The organism is Actinomadura monticuli, assembly GCF_041463655.1.
GTDB lineage: Bacteria > Actinomycetota > Actinomycetes > Streptosporangiales > Streptosporangiaceae > Spirillospora > Spirillospora monticuli.
In genome coordinates this window covers 223,272-239,473 of the sequence record NZ_JAXCEI010000002.1, presented here as the reverse complement: position 1 = coordinate 239,473, position 16,202 = coordinate 223,272, and the positions used below count along the sequence as shown (strand labels likewise).

The 16,202-nt window shown below is 74.9% G+C and carries 4 protein-coding genes; all 4 read right to left on the bottom strand.

Annotated features, from left to right (window positions below; translation table 11 throughout):
- Positions 1 to 19: 19 nt before the first annotated feature.
- The 4 genes from SM611_RS04715 to SM611_RS04700 are packed head-to-tail and all read right to left on the bottom strand — an operon-like array spanning position 20 to position 16,087.
- A complete protein-coding gene (locus SM611_RS04715) occupies positions 20 to 439 on the bottom strand; it encodes a nuclear transport factor 2 family protein (protein ID WP_371947562.1) in 420 nt (139 codons plus the stop codon).
- Positions 440 to 475: 36 nt separating this feature from the next.
- Positions 476 to 925, bottom strand: coding sequence for a nuclear transport factor 2 family protein (locus SM611_RS04710; RefSeq protein ID WP_371947561.1), 450 nt, complete (start codon positions 923 to 925; stop codon positions 476 to 478).
- On the bottom strand, positions 903 to 11,198 hold the full coding sequence (locus SM611_RS04705; RefSeq protein WP_371947560.1) for a type I polyketide synthase: 10,296 nt from the start codon (positions 11,196 to 11,198) through the stop codon (positions 903 to 905). Before SM611_RS04705 ends, SM611_RS04710 begins: the two co-directional genes overlap by 23 nt.
- A gap of 29 nt (positions 11,199 to 11,227) precedes the next feature.
- A complete protein-coding gene (locus SM611_RS04700; protein WP_371947559.1) occupies positions 11,228 to 16,087 on the bottom strand; it encodes a type I polyketide synthase in 4,860 nt (1,619 codons plus the stop codon).
- Positions 16,088 to 16,202: the final 115 nt, after the last annotated feature.

Sequence of the window (16,202 nt, the reverse complement as noted above, 5' to 3'; positions counted from 1 at the left end):
GCCCCCGCCCAGGACCGTCCTACGCGGGGCGGGCGGTTTCCGCCGCGGCACCGGCGGGCCGCGCCCCGCCGACGGTCATGTCGGTCATGCCCCAGAAGGCCCGGACGTGGTGGCCGAGGCCCTCCTCGTTGAACTCCACGATGCCGATGATGTGGAACCTCATCACGGTCGGGGTGCGCAGGACGACCGTGCTCTGGGTGACGACGAACCGGCCGCACATCGACGTCACCGGCTCTCCGGGCGTCTCGTGGACCTGGTTCTCGACCGACAGGACCAGGTGCCTGCGGAGCGCCTCCCGGCCCACGGTCGGCTCCCGCCCGACCGGGTCCTCGAAGACGACGTCGTCGGTGAACAGGTCCAGGGCGCCTTCCACGTCGCCCTCGTTCAGGCAGCGCGCGTACTCCCGCACCATCGCCTTGCGGAACGCCTCGTCCGGCATGGGCACCTCCCAGGATCGGTCGGCCGGCCGGGCGGCTCAGCCGATGACTTCGAGATCGGACTTCCCCCAGAACGCCTGCGCCCGGCGGATGAGGCCGGTCCCGTCCACGCGCAGCAGCAGCATGTGGGCGCGCCTGAGCCTCGCGCCCGCCGGGTCGTCCGGGGGGACGAGCCAGCCGCGCCCGGCGAAGACGGGGCCGAGCGGCAGGTAGTCCATGACGGCGGTGACCGGGACGAGGGTGTGCGCGCCGTCCTGGCCCGCCACCGGCTCGCCGGCGGTCTCCCGCACGCGCGCGGCGACCGCCGCCTCGAAGTGGGCGCGCAGGGCGTCCCGGCCTTGGCGCGGCTCCCAGCCGACGGGGTCCTCGAAGACGGCGTCGTCGCCGTACAGTTCGAGGATCGCGTCGACGTCTCCGGCGTTCACCCGGCGGGAGTGCTCCAGCGCCAGCGCCTTGCGGTCGCGCTCACCGGTCAGCGCTCTGTCCAACGGTCTCTCCTCCGTTCGTGCCTCGTCCGAGGTCGCGGTCGATGAACTCGAAGATCTTGTCGGCGGTGGCCGTCTCCAGCCGCTCGGCGGCGCCCACGTCCGCCGTCGCCGCGGCGGCGCCGTCCCGTTCCTCCAGGCGCAGCAGCGTGTTCCGCAGCCGTTCGGCCAGCGCGTCCCGGGCCGCGCCGTCGCGGGCGGCGACGGCCAGCAGCGAGCGTTCCAGCCGGTCGACCTCGCCGAGCGCGGGCGCGAGCGCGTCCGCCTCCCGCGGGTCGAGTTCGGCGAGCAGGTGGCGGGCGAGGGCGGCCGGGCCGGGATGGTCGAAGATCAGTGTGGCGGGCAGGCGCAGCCCGGTGGCCGCCGCCAGCCGGTTGCGCAGCTCGATGGCGGTCAGCGAGTCGAAGCCGAGGTCCTGGAACCGCTGCGCGTCGGCGACCGTGCCGGCGCCGGCGTGGCCGAGGACCGTGGCGACGTTGGCGAGCACCAGCTCCAGCACCGTTCGCTCCCGGTCGGCCTCGGGCATCGCCGACAGCCGGCGGGCGAGGTCGGGCGCGGCCTCGCCGCCCGCCTTCGGCGCCGCGCCGCGGACGAGATGCCGCAGCACGGCGGGGACCTCGTGGGTCCGCGCCTGCCGGCGTATCCGCGCCAGGTCCAGCCGGACGGGCGCGAGCTGCGGGCGGTCGCCGGCCGACCTGGCGCCGGGCAGGGCGGCGTCGAACAGGGCGAGGCCCTCCTCGACGCCGAGCCCCAGCACGCCGGTGCGGGCGTGGCGGACGCGGTCCGCCTCGGTGAGCCGTCCCGCCATGCCGCCCGTCTCCTCCTGCCACATGCCCCAGGCCAGGGACGTCGCGGGCAGTCCCAGCGCGTGCCGGTGCTGGGCGAGGCCGTCGAGGAAGGCGTTCGCGGCGGCGTAGGAGCCCTGCCCGGCGCCGCCGATCACGCCCGCGATCGAGGAGAACAGCACGAACGCGGACAGGTCGAGGCCGCGGGTCAGCTCGTGCAGGTGCGCCGCCCCGTCGGCCTTGACGCGCAGCACCGCGTCGAGCTGGTCGAGGGTCATCGACTGGACGGTGGCGTCGCGGACGATCCCGGCGGCGTGCACGACGGCGGTGAGCGGATGCTCGCCGGGGACGGACGCCAGCAGCGCGGCCAGCGCGTCCCGGTCGCCCACGTCGCAGGCGGCGACGGTGACGTCCGCGCCGCGCCCCGCCAGTTCGGCGGCCAGCTCGGCGGCGCCGGGCGCGTCCAGCCCGCGGCCGCCGACGAGCAGCAGCCTGCGGACGCCGTGCGCGGCGACCAGGTGGCGGGCGCACAGCGCGCCGAGCGCGCCGGTGCCGCCGGTGATCAGCACGGTCCCGTCCGGGTCGAGCGACCCGGGCGCGGCGGGCTCGTCGCCCGGCCCGTCCTCGCGGTCGCGCCGGTGGCGGACCAGGCGCGGGACGAAGGCCTCGCCGCCGCGCACCGCGAGCTGCGGCTCGTCCGAGGCCAGGGCCGCCGGGACGGCGAGGCGGGAGTCGTCCCGCCCGTCGAGGTCGAGCAGCGCGAGCCGCCCGGGGAACTCGATCTGCGCGCTGCGCACCAGCCCCCACAGCGTCGCGGCGGCCAGGTCGCCGACGTCGTCGCCGGGCCGGGTCGCGACGCCCCCGCGGGTGGCGACGACGAGCCGCGCGCCGTCGAAGCGGGGGTCGCCGAACCAGTCCTGGAGCAGCGCCAGCAGCGCGCCGCCGGCCAGGCGGAGCCGTGCGAGCGGATCCTCGCCGCCGCGCGGGGCGGGCACGACGGCGATGACGTCGTCGGGCGTCTCGCCCCCGGCCTCGACGGCGTCGCGGAGCCCGGCCAGATCGGGGAACGCGGACGCGCCGGGCAGGGCGCGGGCCAGCGCGCCGCCGTCCGCGTCGCCGTCGGGCGCGACCACCGCGTACCGGAGCCCCGCAACGCCGGACGGCTCGGGTGCGGGCGCGGTGAGCGGCGTCCAGTCGAGCCGGAACAGCGCGTCGTCGCCTCGCGCTCGGGCGATCCGCCCGGCGGACACCGGCCGCACGGTCAGCGACTCCAGGGTGAGCACCGGCGCGCCGGTCGGATCGGCGGCGGTGAGGGCGAGCCGGCCGGCCGCCTCCCGCCCGATCCGCATCCGGAGGGTGGTGGCGGCGGTCGCGTGCAGGCGCAGCCCCGCCCACGCGAACGGCAGCAGGATCTCGCCGGTCGCGTCCGCGTCCGCGCCGGAGTCCAGCAGCAGCGCGTGCAGGGCGGCGTCGAGGAGGACCGGGTGCACGCCGTACTCGGCGGCCCGCGCCCGCTCCCCGTCCGGCAGCGCCACCTCGGCGTACACGTCGTCGCCGAGCCGCCACGCGGCGACGAGCGCCCGTGAGGCGGGGCCGTACTCGTGGCCGCGCGCGGCCAGCTCGCCGTAGGGGTCTCCGCCGCCGATCGGCTCGGCCCCGGGCGGCGGCCACGCTCCGGCGAGGCTGGCGGGCGGGGCGTCCGGCGGCTCCGGCGACAGCAGCCCGGTCGCGTGCCGCGCCCACGCGGGCTCGTCGTCCTCGTCCGCGCCGGACGGCCGCGAGTGGACGGTGACGGGCCGCAGCCCGTCCCCGTCCGGCGGCCCGACGACGACCTGCACGTCGACGGCGCCGTCCGGCACGACCAGGGGGCTCTCCAGGGTGAGCTCGGCGATGTGGCCGCAGCCCGCCCGCGCGCCTGCGTGCACGGCCAGCTCGACGAAGGCGGAGCCGGGCAGCAGGACGCTGCCCATCACCCGGTGCTCGGCCAGCCAGGCGTGCGCCTCGTGCGAGATCCGCCCGGTGAGCAGCAGGGTGTCCGCGCCCGCCGGCCGCACCGCCGCGCCCAGCAGCGGATGCCCGGCGGCGGCCAGGCCGAGGCCCGCCGGGTCGCCGCCGGAGACGAGGGGCGCGTCCAGCCAGTGCCGCCGCCGCTGGAACGCGTACGTGGGCAGCGGGACGGTCCGCGGCGCCGGGTCGGCGGGGAACCGGGGCGCCCAGTCCACCGGGGCTCCGGCGGCGAAGGCGTGCCCGAGCGCCCGGATGACCTGCTCCGTCCCGCCGTCGTCGCGGCGGAGCGTGTGCAGGGCGGCGGCTTCCGCGCCGGCCCGGTCCACGCACTCCTCGATGCCCGGCGTCAGCACCGGGTGGGGGCTGACCTCGATGAACAGGCGGTGGCCGTCGGTGAGGAGGGTGGTGATGGTGTCGGCGAAGCGGACGGGGTGGCGCAGGTTGGTGGTCCAGTATTGGGTGTCGAGGGTGGTGGTGTCGTGGGGTGTGGTGGTGACGGTGGAGTAGAACGTCACCCGCGCTGTCTGGGGTGTGATGTCGGCGAGGGTTCGGGTGAGTTGGTCGGTGATCTGGTCGATCTGGGGTCCGTGGGAGGCGTAGTCGACGTCGATGGTGCGGGCGCGCAGCCCTTGCTCTTGGGCTGTTGTGACGGCGGCGGCGATGTGGTCGGGTGGGCCGGAGATGACGGTGGCGGACGGGCTGTTGATCGCGGCGACCGTCACGTCCGGGAAACCGGCGAGCAGTTCGGTGGCGCGTTCTTCGCCGACGCCCAGGGAGGCCATCGCGCCCTGCCCGGACAGTTGCCGCAGGGCTTTGCTGCGCAGCGCGACGACCTTGGCCGCATCCTCGATCGACAGCGCCCCGGCGACGCAGGCGGCGGCGATTTCGCCTTGGCTGTGTCCGACGACGGCGGCGGGGGTGACGCCGTGGTCGGCCCACACGGCGGCCAGCGACACCATGACCGCCCATAGCACGGGCTGCACGACGTCCACGCGCGACAACTCGGAACCGTCACCGCGCAGCACTTCGGTCAGTGACCAGTCCACGTGCGGGTTGAGGGCTTGTTCGCACTCGGCGATCCGGGAGGCGAACACCGGCGACTCGTCCAGCAGCCGGGCGCCCATCCCGGCCCACTGCGAACCCTGCCCGGGAAACACCAGCACGGGTCCCGCTCCGGTCGTGTCCGCCACGCCCGTCACGACGTCGGCGTCCGGCGTACCGTCCTCCAGCGCCCGCAGGGAGCGCAGCAGCCTGTCCCGGTCCGCGCCGATCAGGACGGCCCGGTGGTCGAACGCCGACCGGGTCTTGATCAGCGACCAGCCGACGTCGGCGGGGGACAGGTCCGGGTCGGCGGCGACGTGGTCGGCCAGCCGTCCGGCCTGCGCGCGCAGGGCGTCGCCGTTGTGGCCGGAGACCACCCAGGGCACGGGGCGGTCGCCGGACGGTTCCTGCGTGCGCGGCTCGGGCTCGGGCTCTTCGGGTGCTTGTTCGAGGATGAGGTGGGCGTTGGTGCCGGAGATGCCGAAGGCGGAGACGCCGGCGCGGCGTGGGCGTCCGGTGTCGGGCCAGGGGGTGGGTTCGGTGAGCAGGCGGACGGCGCCGGTGTCCCAGTCGACGTGCTGGGTGGGCCGGTCGATGTGCAGGGACTCGGGCAGCAGCCCGTTGCGGATCGCCATGACCATCTTGATGACGCCGGCGACTCCGGCGGCGGCCTGCGCGTGCCCGAAGTTCGACTTGACCGAGCCCAGCCACAGCGGCCGGTCCTTGGGCCGATCCCGCCCGTAGGCGGCGAGGAGGGCCTGCGCCTCGATCGGGTCGCCCAGGGTCGTTCCCGTGCCGTGCGCCTCCACTACGTCCAGTTCGTCCGGCGAGACCCCCGCGTTGGCGAGCGCCTGCCGGATGACGCGCTCCTGCGAGGGCCCGTTGGGGGCGGTCAGGCCGTTGCTGGCGCCGTCCTGGTTCACCGCCGAACCGCGGATCACCGCCAGCACGCGGTGCCCGTTGCGCCGGGCGTCCGACAGCCGTTCGAGCATGACGAGCCCGGCGCCCTCGCTCCAGTTCGTGCCGTCGGCGGCGTCGGCGAACGGCTTGCAGCGGGCGTTCCGGGCGATCCCGCGCTGCCGCGAGAACTCCACGAACGAGACCGGCGTGCTCATGACCGTCGCGCCGCCGGCCAGCGCGAGCGAGCACTCGCCCTGCCGCAGCGCCCGGCACGCCGTGTGCATCGCGACCAGCGAGGCCGAGCATCCCGTGTCCACGGTCACCGCCGGACCCAGCAGGCCGAGGACGTAGGAGATGCGGCCGGACGCGACGCAGCCCAGGTTTCCGGTGCCCATGTGGCCCTCGACCTCGTCGAACCGCTTGCCGACGAGGGTCAGGTAATCGAAGATCGTCAGCCCGGCGAACACGCCGGTGTCGCTGCCGTCGAGGGCCTCGCGGCTGATCCCCGCGTTCTCGATGGTCTCCCACGCGGTCTCCAGGAGGAGCCGCTGCTGCGGGTCCATGGCGACGGCCTCGCGCGGGCTGATGCCGAAGAACGCGGCGTCGAACTCGTCCGCGTCGTGGACGAACCCGCCCTCGCGCACGTAGCTGGTGCCCGGCCGGCCGCGGTCGGGGTCGTACAGGGCGGACATGTCCCAGCCCCGGTTCGCGGGGAACGCCCCGATCGCGTCCCGGCCGTCGGCGACCAGCCGCCAGAGGTCCTCGGCCGACCGCACCCCGCCCGGATAGCGGCACGCCATGCCGACGATCGCGATCGGCTCGTCGTCGGCGCCGCCGGGCCCGGCGGCGCGCACGGCGGCGGGAGCGGGCGCCGCCGCCGGGCGCTCGCCGAGCAGCTCGGCCGTGACGAACTCGGCGAGATCCTGCGGCGTCGGATGGTCGAAGATCATCGTGACCGGCAGTTCGAGCCCGGTCGCCCGGCTCAGCCGGTTGCGCAGCTGCACGGCGGTGAGGGAGTCGAAGCCGAGGTCCTGGAACGGCTTGTTGGCGGGGATCGCGTCCGTCCCGGAGTGCCCGAGCGTCGCCGCCGCCTCCGTCCGCACGTGGTTGAGGAGGATCTGCCGCCGCCGCGACGGGGTCGCGTCCTGGAGCTGCTGCCCCAGGGCCGTGGACGCGGTGCTCGTCTCCGGCCCGCTCGCGGTGACGGGCCGCCGGTTCTCCGGCAGGTCGGCGAGGAGGGGGGAGGGGCGCGCGGTGGTGAAGGTGGGCGTGAACCGGGTCCAGTCGATGTCGGCGACGGTGAGGGTGGCGGTGCCGGTGGCGATGGCGTGGTGGAGCGCCTTGGTCGCCAGGTCCGGGTGGACGGGGTTGAGGCCGAAGCGGGAGAAGAAGGACAGGGTCGTCTGGTCGGCGGCTATCCCCGTCTCGCTCCAGGGCCCCCAGGCCAGGGACGTCGCCGGTTGCCGCGCGGCGTGGCGGTGCTGGGCGAGGGCGTCGAGGTAGTGGTTGGCGGCGGCGTAGGCGCCCTGCCTGCCGCTGCCCCATGCTCCGGCACCGGAGGAGAACATCAGGAACACGGTGACGGGGTGCCGCCGGGCCAGCTCGTGCAGGTGCGCGGCGGCATGGGACTTGGGCCGCAGGACGTGGTCGAGGTCCGCGGCGGTGAGGTCGGCGATCGGGATGTAGTTGGGCACCCCGGCCGCGTGGAGGATGGTCGTCAGCGGCTGGTCTTCGGGGACGTGCCGTAGCGCCTGGTCGAGCTGGGCGCGGTCGGCGGCGTCGCAGGCGGTGATGGTGACGGCGCTGCCGAGGCCGCGTAGTTCCGCGGCGAGGTCGCCGGCGCCGGGGGCGTCGGGTCCGCGGCGGCTGGCGAGCAGGAGGTGGGGTGCGCCGCCGGCCGCGAGCCACCGGGCCATGTGGGCGCCGATTCCTCCCGTTCCGCCGGTGATGAGCGTCGTGCCGGTGGGCTTCCAGTCGGCCGGGAGGCTCGTGGTGGGCGGGGCATGCCGCATCCGGCGCGCCAGCACGCCCGTGGGACGGATGGCCACCTGGTCTTCTCGCTGCCCGGGGGTGAGGACTGAGGCGAGGTGGGCGGCCGAGCGCTGGTCGATGGTGGTGGGGAGGTCGATGAGGCCGCCCCAGAGCTGGGGGTGTTCGAGGGCCGCGACGCGTCCCAGACCCCAGATCTGCGCCTGCGTGGGGTTGGTGAGGGGTTCGGAGCCGGTCGTGGCGACCGCGCCCTGGGTCAGGCACCACAGGGGTGCGGTGATGTCGGCGTCGGTCATGGCCTGGATCAGGGCGGTGGTGGCCGACAGCCCGGACGGCACCGCCTCGAACTCCGCGTGCGGGGACTCGTCCAGACCCAGCAGGCTCATGACACCCGCCGGTTCGCCCTCGGCGGCGGACTCCGACAGCCGGACGGTGAGCGCCTCGCGTTCCAGCTCGTGCCGCTCCAGCGTGAGGCGCGCGGCGGTGGCCCCATGGGCGTTGAGCGCCCGCAACGCGACGTGCACGGCGGAATGGTCCCGCTGCCCGGCCGGGACCAGCAGCAGCCACCTGCCCGAGACCTCCGGCGCGGCGAGGTCGGAGACGTGCTTCCAGGCGAACTCGTACCGCCAGGAGTCGATCGTCCGCCGCTCGCGGTGCCCCCGCCGCCACTCCGACAGCGCGGGCAGCGCCGGACGGAGCGCCGCCATGGCCTCCTCGTCGTCCAGGCCCAGGGTGGCGGTCACCGCGTCGACGTCACCGTTCTCGATCGCCTGCCACAGCTTCGTCTCGACGGGATCGTCCCCACCGGCGCCGGGCTGCCCGGCCGCCGGAGGCTCCAGCCAGAAGCGCTCGCGCTGGAACGGGTACGTGGGCAGCTCGACGACGCGGGGCGGCGGGTCGGCGGGGAACCAGGAAGTCCAGTCGATGGGGGTGCCGGTGGTGTGGGCGTGGGCGAGTGCGTGCGCGATCTGCGCCAGGTCGCCGTGGTCGCGGCGCAGGGTGGGGATCGCGGCTGCGGCGGTCTCGGCGTGTGCGAAGCACTCTTCGAGGCCGGGCGTCTGGACGGGGTGCGGGCTGACCTCGATGAAGGTCCGGTGGCCGTTGGCCAGGAGGGCGGCGATGGCGTCGGCGAAGCGGACCGGATGGCGCAGGTTGTCGACCCAGTAGCCGGTGTCCAGGGTGGCGGTGTCGATGGGACCGCCGGTGAGGGTGGAGTGGAAGACGATGTCGGCCTCGACCGGAGCGATGCCGGCCAGCGTCTCGGTGAGTTCGTCGGTGATCTGGTCGATCTGGGGTCCGTGGGAGGCGTAGTCGACGTCGATGGTGCGGGCGCGCAGCCCTTGCTCTTCGGCTGCCGCTACGGCGGCGGCGATGTGGTCGGGTGGGCCTGAGATGACGGTGGTGGATGGGCTGTTGATCGCTGCGACCGTCACGTCCGGGAAGTCGGTGAGCAGTTCGGTGGCGCGTTCTTCGCCGATGCTCAGGGAGGCCATCGCGCCCTGTCCGGACAGTTGCCGCAGGGCTTTGCTGCGCAGCGCGACGACCTTGGCGGCGTCCTCGATCGACAGTGCTCCGGCGACGCAGGCGGCGGCGATTTCGCCTTGGCTGTGTCCGACGACGGCGGCGGGGGTGACGCCGTGGTCGGCCCACACGGCGGCCAGCGACACCATGACCGCCCATAGCACGGGCTGCACGACGTCCACGCGCGACAACTCGGAACCGTCACCGCGCAGCACTTCGGTCAGTGACCAGTCCACGTGCGGGTTGAGGGCTTGTTCGCACTCGGCGATCCGGGAGGCGAACACCGGCGACTCATCCAGCAGCCGCGCACCCATCCCGGCCCACTGCGAACCCTGCCCGGGAAACACCAGCACCGGGCCGACGCTCGCGGTGCGCGCCTCACCCACCACCACGTCCGGATGGGCTTCACCGCGCGCCAGCGCCGCGAGCCCCTCGCGTGGGTCTCGTCCCACGAGCACCGCCCGGTGCTCGAAGTCCGACCGGGTTTTGATCAGCGACCAGCCGATGTCGGCCGCGGACGCCTCGGGGCGGGCGGCGAGGTGGTCGGCCAGGCGCTGCGCCTGCGCGCGCAAAGCCTGGGAGGTGCGCCCGGACACGACCCAGGGGGTGAGGCCGTCGTGGGAGGCGGGCTCGGGCGGCTCGGGCTCTTCGGGTGCTTGTTCGAGGATGAGGTGGGCGTTGGTGCCGGAGATGCCGAAGGCGGAGACGCCGGCGCGGCGTGGGCGTCCGGTGTCGGGCCAGGGGGTGGGTTCGGTGAGCAGGCGGACGGCGCCGGTGTCCCAGTCGACGTGCTGGGTGGGCCGGTCGATGTGCAGGGACTCGGGCAGCAGCCCGTTGCGGATCGCCATGACCATCTTGATGACGCCGGCGACTCCGGCGGCGGCCTGCGCGTGCCCGAAGTTCGACTTGACCGAGCCCAGCCACAGCGGTTCGGTGTCGCGGCGGTTCTGCCCGTAGGTGGCGAGGAGGGCCTGCGCCTCGATGGGGTCGCCCAGCGTCGTGCCCGTGCCGTGGGCTTCGACGGCGTCCAGTTCCGTTCCGGACAGTCCCGCGTTGGCGAGCGCCTGCCGGATGACGCGCTCCTGCGAGGGCCCGTTGGGGGCGGTCAGGCCGTTGCTGGCGCCGTCTTGGTTCACCGCCGAACCGCGGATCACCGCCAGCACGCGGCGGCCGTCGCGCCGGGCGTCCGGCAGGCGCTGCAGCATGATCAGCCCGGCGCCCTCGGCCCAGCCGGTGCCGTCGGCGGCGTCGGCGAACGGCTTGGCGCGGCCGTCGGGGGCGACGCCGCGCTGCCGGGAGAACTCGGTGAACGCGCCGGGCGTCGCCATCACGGTCGCGCCGCCGGCCAGCGCGAGCGAGCAGTCGCCGCCCCGCAGCGCCTGGCAGGCCAGATGGATCGCCGTCAGCGACGACGAGCAGGCGGTGTCCACCGTCGTCGCCGGCCCTTCCAGGCCGAGGACGTAGGAGATGCGGCCGGACGCGACGCTGCCCAGGTTGCCGGTGCCGATGTAGCCCTCGACCTGGCTGGAGGTCTCGGGGACGAGCATCAGGTAGTCGTGCGCGCTGACGCCGGTGAAGACGCCGGTGTCGCTGCCCGCCAGCGCCGCGCGGGTCAGCCCGGCGTGCTCGGCCGCCTCCCACGCGGTCTCCAGGAGGAGCCGCTGCTGCGGGTCCATGGCGACGGCCTCGCGCGGGCTGATGCCGAAGAACGCCGGGTCGAAGTCCCCCGCGTCGTACAGGAACCCGCCCTCGCGCACGTAGCTGGTGCCGGGGTTCTCCGGGTCCGGGTCGAACAGGCCGTCCAGGTCCCAGCCCCGGTCGGACGGGAACGCGGAGATGGCGTCCGCGCCGTCCGCCACCAGCCGCCACAGGTCGGCCGCGGACCGCACGCCGCCCGGGTAGCGGCACGCCATGCCGATGATCGCGATCGGTTCCGGCTCGGCCGACTCCAGCCTGTCCAGCCGTTCGCGCGCCGTGCGCAGCTCCGCGGTGACCCACTTGAGATTGTCGAGAAGCCGTTCCTCGGTGGACATGCGGTCGTGCTCCTTAGACGCATGGATGGTCAGGACCTGCCGAACTCTTCGGAGATGAGCGCGAGCATCTCGTCCGCCGTCGCCGTCTCCAGGTCGCGGCGGGTTCCGGTCTGCTCCCCGTTCCAGGCGGCCAGCAGCGACCGCATCCGCGCGGCGATCCGGCGGCGCGTGGCGGCGTCCACCTCGCCCGCGGCGCAGGCCGCCGCCCACCGGTCCAGCTCGGCCAGGATCGAGCCCTCCGTCGGGACGTCCCGGCCGACGAGCTCGCCGAGCAGGTGGTCGGCCAGCTCCCGGGGCGTGGGCCGGTCGAACACGAGGGTGGTCGGGAGCCGGAGGCCGGTGCTGGCGTTGAGCTGGTTGCGCAGCTGGACGGCGGTGAGCGAGTCGAACCCCAGGTCCTGGAACGGCTTGTGCGGGGGGACGGCTTCGCGCGAGGGAAGGCCGAGGGTGGCGGCCGTCTCGGTCTGGACGTGCCGCAGGAGCAGCTCCGCGCGCTGGGCGGCCGACGCACCGGCCAGCTCCTCGACCAGGGGCGGTGCGGCGGTGGCGGCCGGCGCGGCGGGCCGCTGGTTCTCCGGCAGGTCGGCGAGGAGGGGGGAGGGGCGCGCGGTGGTGAAGGTGGGCGTGAACCGGGTCCAGTCGATGTCGGCGATGGTGAGGGTGGTGGCGCCGGTGGCGATGGCGTGGTGGAGCGCCTTGGTCGCCAGATCGGGATGGAGGGGACGGACGCCGAAACGGGCGAGGTAGGCCGTGGAGGCTTCGTCGGCCGCGATGCCGAGGTCGCTCCAGAGCCCCCAGGCCAGGGACGTCGCCGGTTGCCGCGCGGCGTGGCGGTGCTGGGCGAGGGCGTCGAGGTAGTGGTTGGCGGCGGCGTAGGCGCCCTGCCTGCCGCTGCCCCAGGTGCCGGCACCGGAGGAGAACATCAGGAAGGTCGAGACCGGATGATCCCGGACGATGTCGTGCAGGTGCGCGGCGGCGTGCGACTTGGGTCCGAGGACGTCGCGGAGCACGGCCGGGGTGAGGTCGGCGATGGGGACGTGGCTCGCCACGCCGGCCGCGTGGAAGACGGTGGTCAGCGGCTGGTCTTCGGGGACGTGCCGTAGCGCCTGGTCGAGCTGGGCGCGGTCGGCGGCGTCGCAGGCGGTGATGGTGACGGCGCTGCCGAGGCCGCGTAGTTCCGCGGCGAGGTCGCCGGCGCCGGGGGCGTCGGGTCCGCGGCGGCTGGCGAGCAGGAGGTGGGGTGCGCCGGCGGCCGCGAGCCACCGGGCCATGTGGGCGCCGATTCCTCCTGTTCCGCCGGTGATGAGCGTCGTGCCGGTGGGCTTCCAGTCGGCCGGGAGGGCCGTGGTCGGCGGCGCGTGCTCCAGGCGCCGCGCCCAGACCGCCGAGGAGCGGATCGCGACCTGGTCTTCCCGCTGCCCGGGGGTGAGGAGTGAGGCGAGGTGGGCGGCCGTGCGCTGGTCGATGGTGGTGGGGAGGTCGATCAGGCCGCCCCAGAGCTGGGGGTGTTCGAGGGCCGCGACGCGTCCCAGACCCCAGATCTGCGCCTGCGTCGGGCTCGTGAGCGGGTCCCCTGCGCTGGTCGCGACCGCGCCCTGGGTCAGGCACCACAGGGGTGCGGTGATGTCGGCGTCGGTCATGGCCTGGATCAGGGCGGTGGTGGCCGACAGCCCGGACGGCACCGCCTCGAACTCCGCGTGCGGGGACCCGTCCAGACCCAGCAGGCTGACGACGCCCGCCGGCTCCTTCCCGGCGAGAGCGGCGGCGAGCGCCTCCCTGGTCGCGCGCGGCGCGTCGATGATCTCGCGGATGGTGGCGGCGCCCCGGTCTTCGAGGACGCGGGCGACGGCGTCGGCCGCCGGGGCATCCCGGTCCGCCTCCGGGACCAGCAGCACCCACGTGCCGGACAGGCCCGCGGGCGCCGGAACCCGGACGTCCTTCCACACGACCCGGTAGCGGCAGGAGTCCAGCGCGCTCCGCTCGCGGTGCGCGCGCCGCCACCTCGACAGCGCGGGCAGGGCCGGGCCGAGCGCCGCGGCGGCGTCCTCTCCGGCCGGTCCGAGCGCGTCGGTCAGCGCGTCGAGGTCGCCGTCCTCGATCGCCTGCCACAGCCGTGCCTCGGCCTCGTCGTGCGCCCCGCCGGCGACGGCCGGCGCCGCGCGCTCGACCCAGTACCGCTGCCGCTGGAAGGGGTAGGTGGGCAGGTCGACGACGCGGGGCCGCGGGTCCGCGGGATACCAGCGGGCCCAGTCCACCCGCGTCCCGGCCGTGAAGGCGTGCGCGACCGCACGCGCGACCTGCGTCAGGTCGCCGTTGTCGCGGCGCAGCGTGGGCACCGCGGCGGCGGTCACACCGGCCTGCTCGAAACACTCCTCCAGGCCGACGGCCAGCACGGGGTGAGCGCTGGCCTCGACGAAGACGCGGTGGCCGTCCGCGAGCAGCGCGCCGATCGCGTCCGCGAAGCGGACGGGGCGGCGCAGGTTGGTGATCCAGTAACCGGTGTCCAGGGTCGTCGTGTCGGCACGGGCTCCGGTCACCGCCGAGTAGTAGGTGACGGACGCCGCGGCAGGCTCGATCCCGGCCAGCGTCTCGGTGAGTTCGTCGGTGATCTGGTCGATCTGGGGTCCGTGGGAGGCGTAGTCGACGTCGATCGTGCGGGCGCGCAGCCCTTGGTCTTCCGCTGCTGTGACGACGGCGGTGACTTGGTCGGGTGGGCCGGAGATGACGGTGGCGGACGGGCTGTTGATCGCGGCGACCGTCACGTCCGGGAAGTCGGCGAGCAGTTCGGTGGCGCGTTCTTCGCCGACGCCGAGGGAGGCCATCGCGCCCTGTCCGGACAGTTGCCGCAGGGCTTTGCTGCGCAGCGCGACGACCTTGGCGGCGTCCTCGATCGACAGTGCTCCGGCGACGCAGGCGGCGGCGATTTCGCCTTGGCTGTGTCCGACGACGGCGGCGGGGGTGACGCCGTGGTCGGCCCACACGGCGGCCAGCGAGACCATGACCGCCCATAGGACGGGCTGCACGACGTCCACGCGCGACAACTCGGAACCGTCACCGCGCAGCACTTCGGTCAGTGACCAGTCCACGTGCGGGTTGAGGGCTTGTTCGCACTCGGCGATCCGGGAGGCGAACACCGGCGACTCGTCCAGCAGCCGGGCGCCCATCCCGGCCCACTGCGAACCCTGCCCGGGAAACACCAGCACGGCACCGGGCCCGGCGTCCCCGGCCACTCCGGTCACCACGTCCGGATGCGCGGCGCCCGCGGCGAGCGCCTCCAGACCCGGTGCCGGGTCCCGGCCGACGATCACCGCCCGGTGCTCGAAGTCCGACCGGGTCCTCAGCAGCGACCAGCCCACCTCGACGGGGGACGGCCCGGAATCCTTGGCCATGAGCTCACGCAGGCGCCGAGCCTGCTCCCGCAGTGCCGCCGCGTTCCGCGCCGACACCGTCAACGGCGCCGTCCCGCCGACCCGAGGCCCCGGTTCCGGTTCCGGTTCCGGTTCGGGAGCCTCCTCCAGAATCAGGTGCGCGTTCGTGCCGGAGAAGCCGAAGGACGACACGCCGGCCCGGCGCGGACGGCCCTCGCGCGGCCACTCCCTGGCCTCGGTCAGCAGGCGCAGCCCGCCGTCCTCCCAGTCCACGTACTCGGAGGGCTCGCCGATGTGCAGCGAGGCGGGCAGGACGCCGTGCCGCATCGCCATCACCGTCTTGATCACTCCGGCGACGCCCGCGGACATCTGGGTGTGCCCGATGTTCGACTTGACCGAGCCCAGCCAGAGGGGCCGTCCGCCGGGGCGGTCCTTGCCGTAGGTCGCGAGCAGGGCGCCGGCCTCGATCGGGTCGCCGAGCGGCGTGCCGGTGCCGTGCGCCTCCACCGCGTCCACCTCGGACGCGGGCAGCCGCGCGCTCGCCAGCGCCTGCCGGATCACCCGCTCCTGGGACGGGCCGTTCGGCGCGGTGAGACCGTTGCTCGCGCCGTCCTGGTTGACCGCCGAACCGCGGATCACCGCGAGCACCCGGCGGCCGTTGCGGCGCGCGTCCGACAGGCGCTCCAGCAGCAGCACCCCGGCGCCTTCGGCCAGCGTCATGCCGTCGGCCTTCGCCGAGAACGGCTTGGAGCGGCCGTCGGGCGCCAGCGCGCGCATCTCGCTGAAGCCGATCAGGGGAGCCGGCGACGACATGACGTGCACCCCGCCCGCCAGCGCCAGCGTCGACTCGCCCCGCCGCAGCGAGTCGCACGCCAGGTGCGTGGCGACCAGGGAGGACGAGCAGGCGGTGCCGATCGTGAGGGCGGGCCCCTCCAGGCCGAGGAGGTAGGAGAGCCTGCCGGAGATGACGCTGGCGGAGTTCCCGATGGTGAAGTACCCGGCCGAGCCCTCCGGGACCTGCGCCGCGTCCAGGCAGTAGTCGAGCCCGTCGCAGCCGAGGAAGACGCCGACGGGCTCGGAGCGCAGCGACCGCGGGTCGACGCCCGCGCGCTCGACGGCCTCCCAGGAGGTCTCCAGCGCGAGCCGCTGCTGCGGCGCCATGCCGAGCGCCTCGGCCGGGCCGATGCCGAAGAAGGCGGCGTCGAAGTCCCCGGCGTCATGGACGAAGCCGCCCTCGCGGACGTGGGCGGTGCCCGGGTGGTCGGGGTCCGGGTCGTAGAGCGCGTCCAGGTCCCAGCCCCGGTCGCCGGGCGGCCCGGTGATCGCGTCGCGGCCCTCCGCGACCAGGGTCCACAGGTCGTCGGGCGACCGCACGTCGCCGGGCAGCCGGCAGGCCATGCCGATGATCGCGATCGGCTCCCGCGCGGCCGACTCGGCGTCCTTGAGGCGGCGCTGGGTCTGGCGCAGGTCGGCGGTGACGCGCTTGAGGTAGGCCAGGAGTCTGGCTTCGTTGTCGGCCATCGGCGAGCGACCGCTCCTCTCCGCAGAACGTGCTGGTCGGAGCCTCGCCGACGCCCCTAAAGGACGCCTAACCCCGCCGCGGGACGGGCTTTAGCGCGCGGCAAGACCGGCGTTA

Excerpts from the sequence above, each read along its gene's own strand:
- SM611_RS04715 (WP_371947562.1), bottom strand. The coding sequence starts at position 439 with ATGCCGGACGAGGCGTTCCGCAAGGCGATGGTGCGGGAGTACGCGCGC.
- SM611_RS04705 (WP_371947560.1), bottom strand. The coding sequence starts at position 11,198 with ATGTCCACCGAGGAACGGCTTCTCGACAATCTCAAGTGGGTCACCGCG.
- SM611_RS04700 (WP_371947559.1), bottom strand. The coding sequence starts at position 16,087 with ATGGCCGACAACGAAGCCAGACTCCTGGCCTACCTCAAGCGCGTCACC.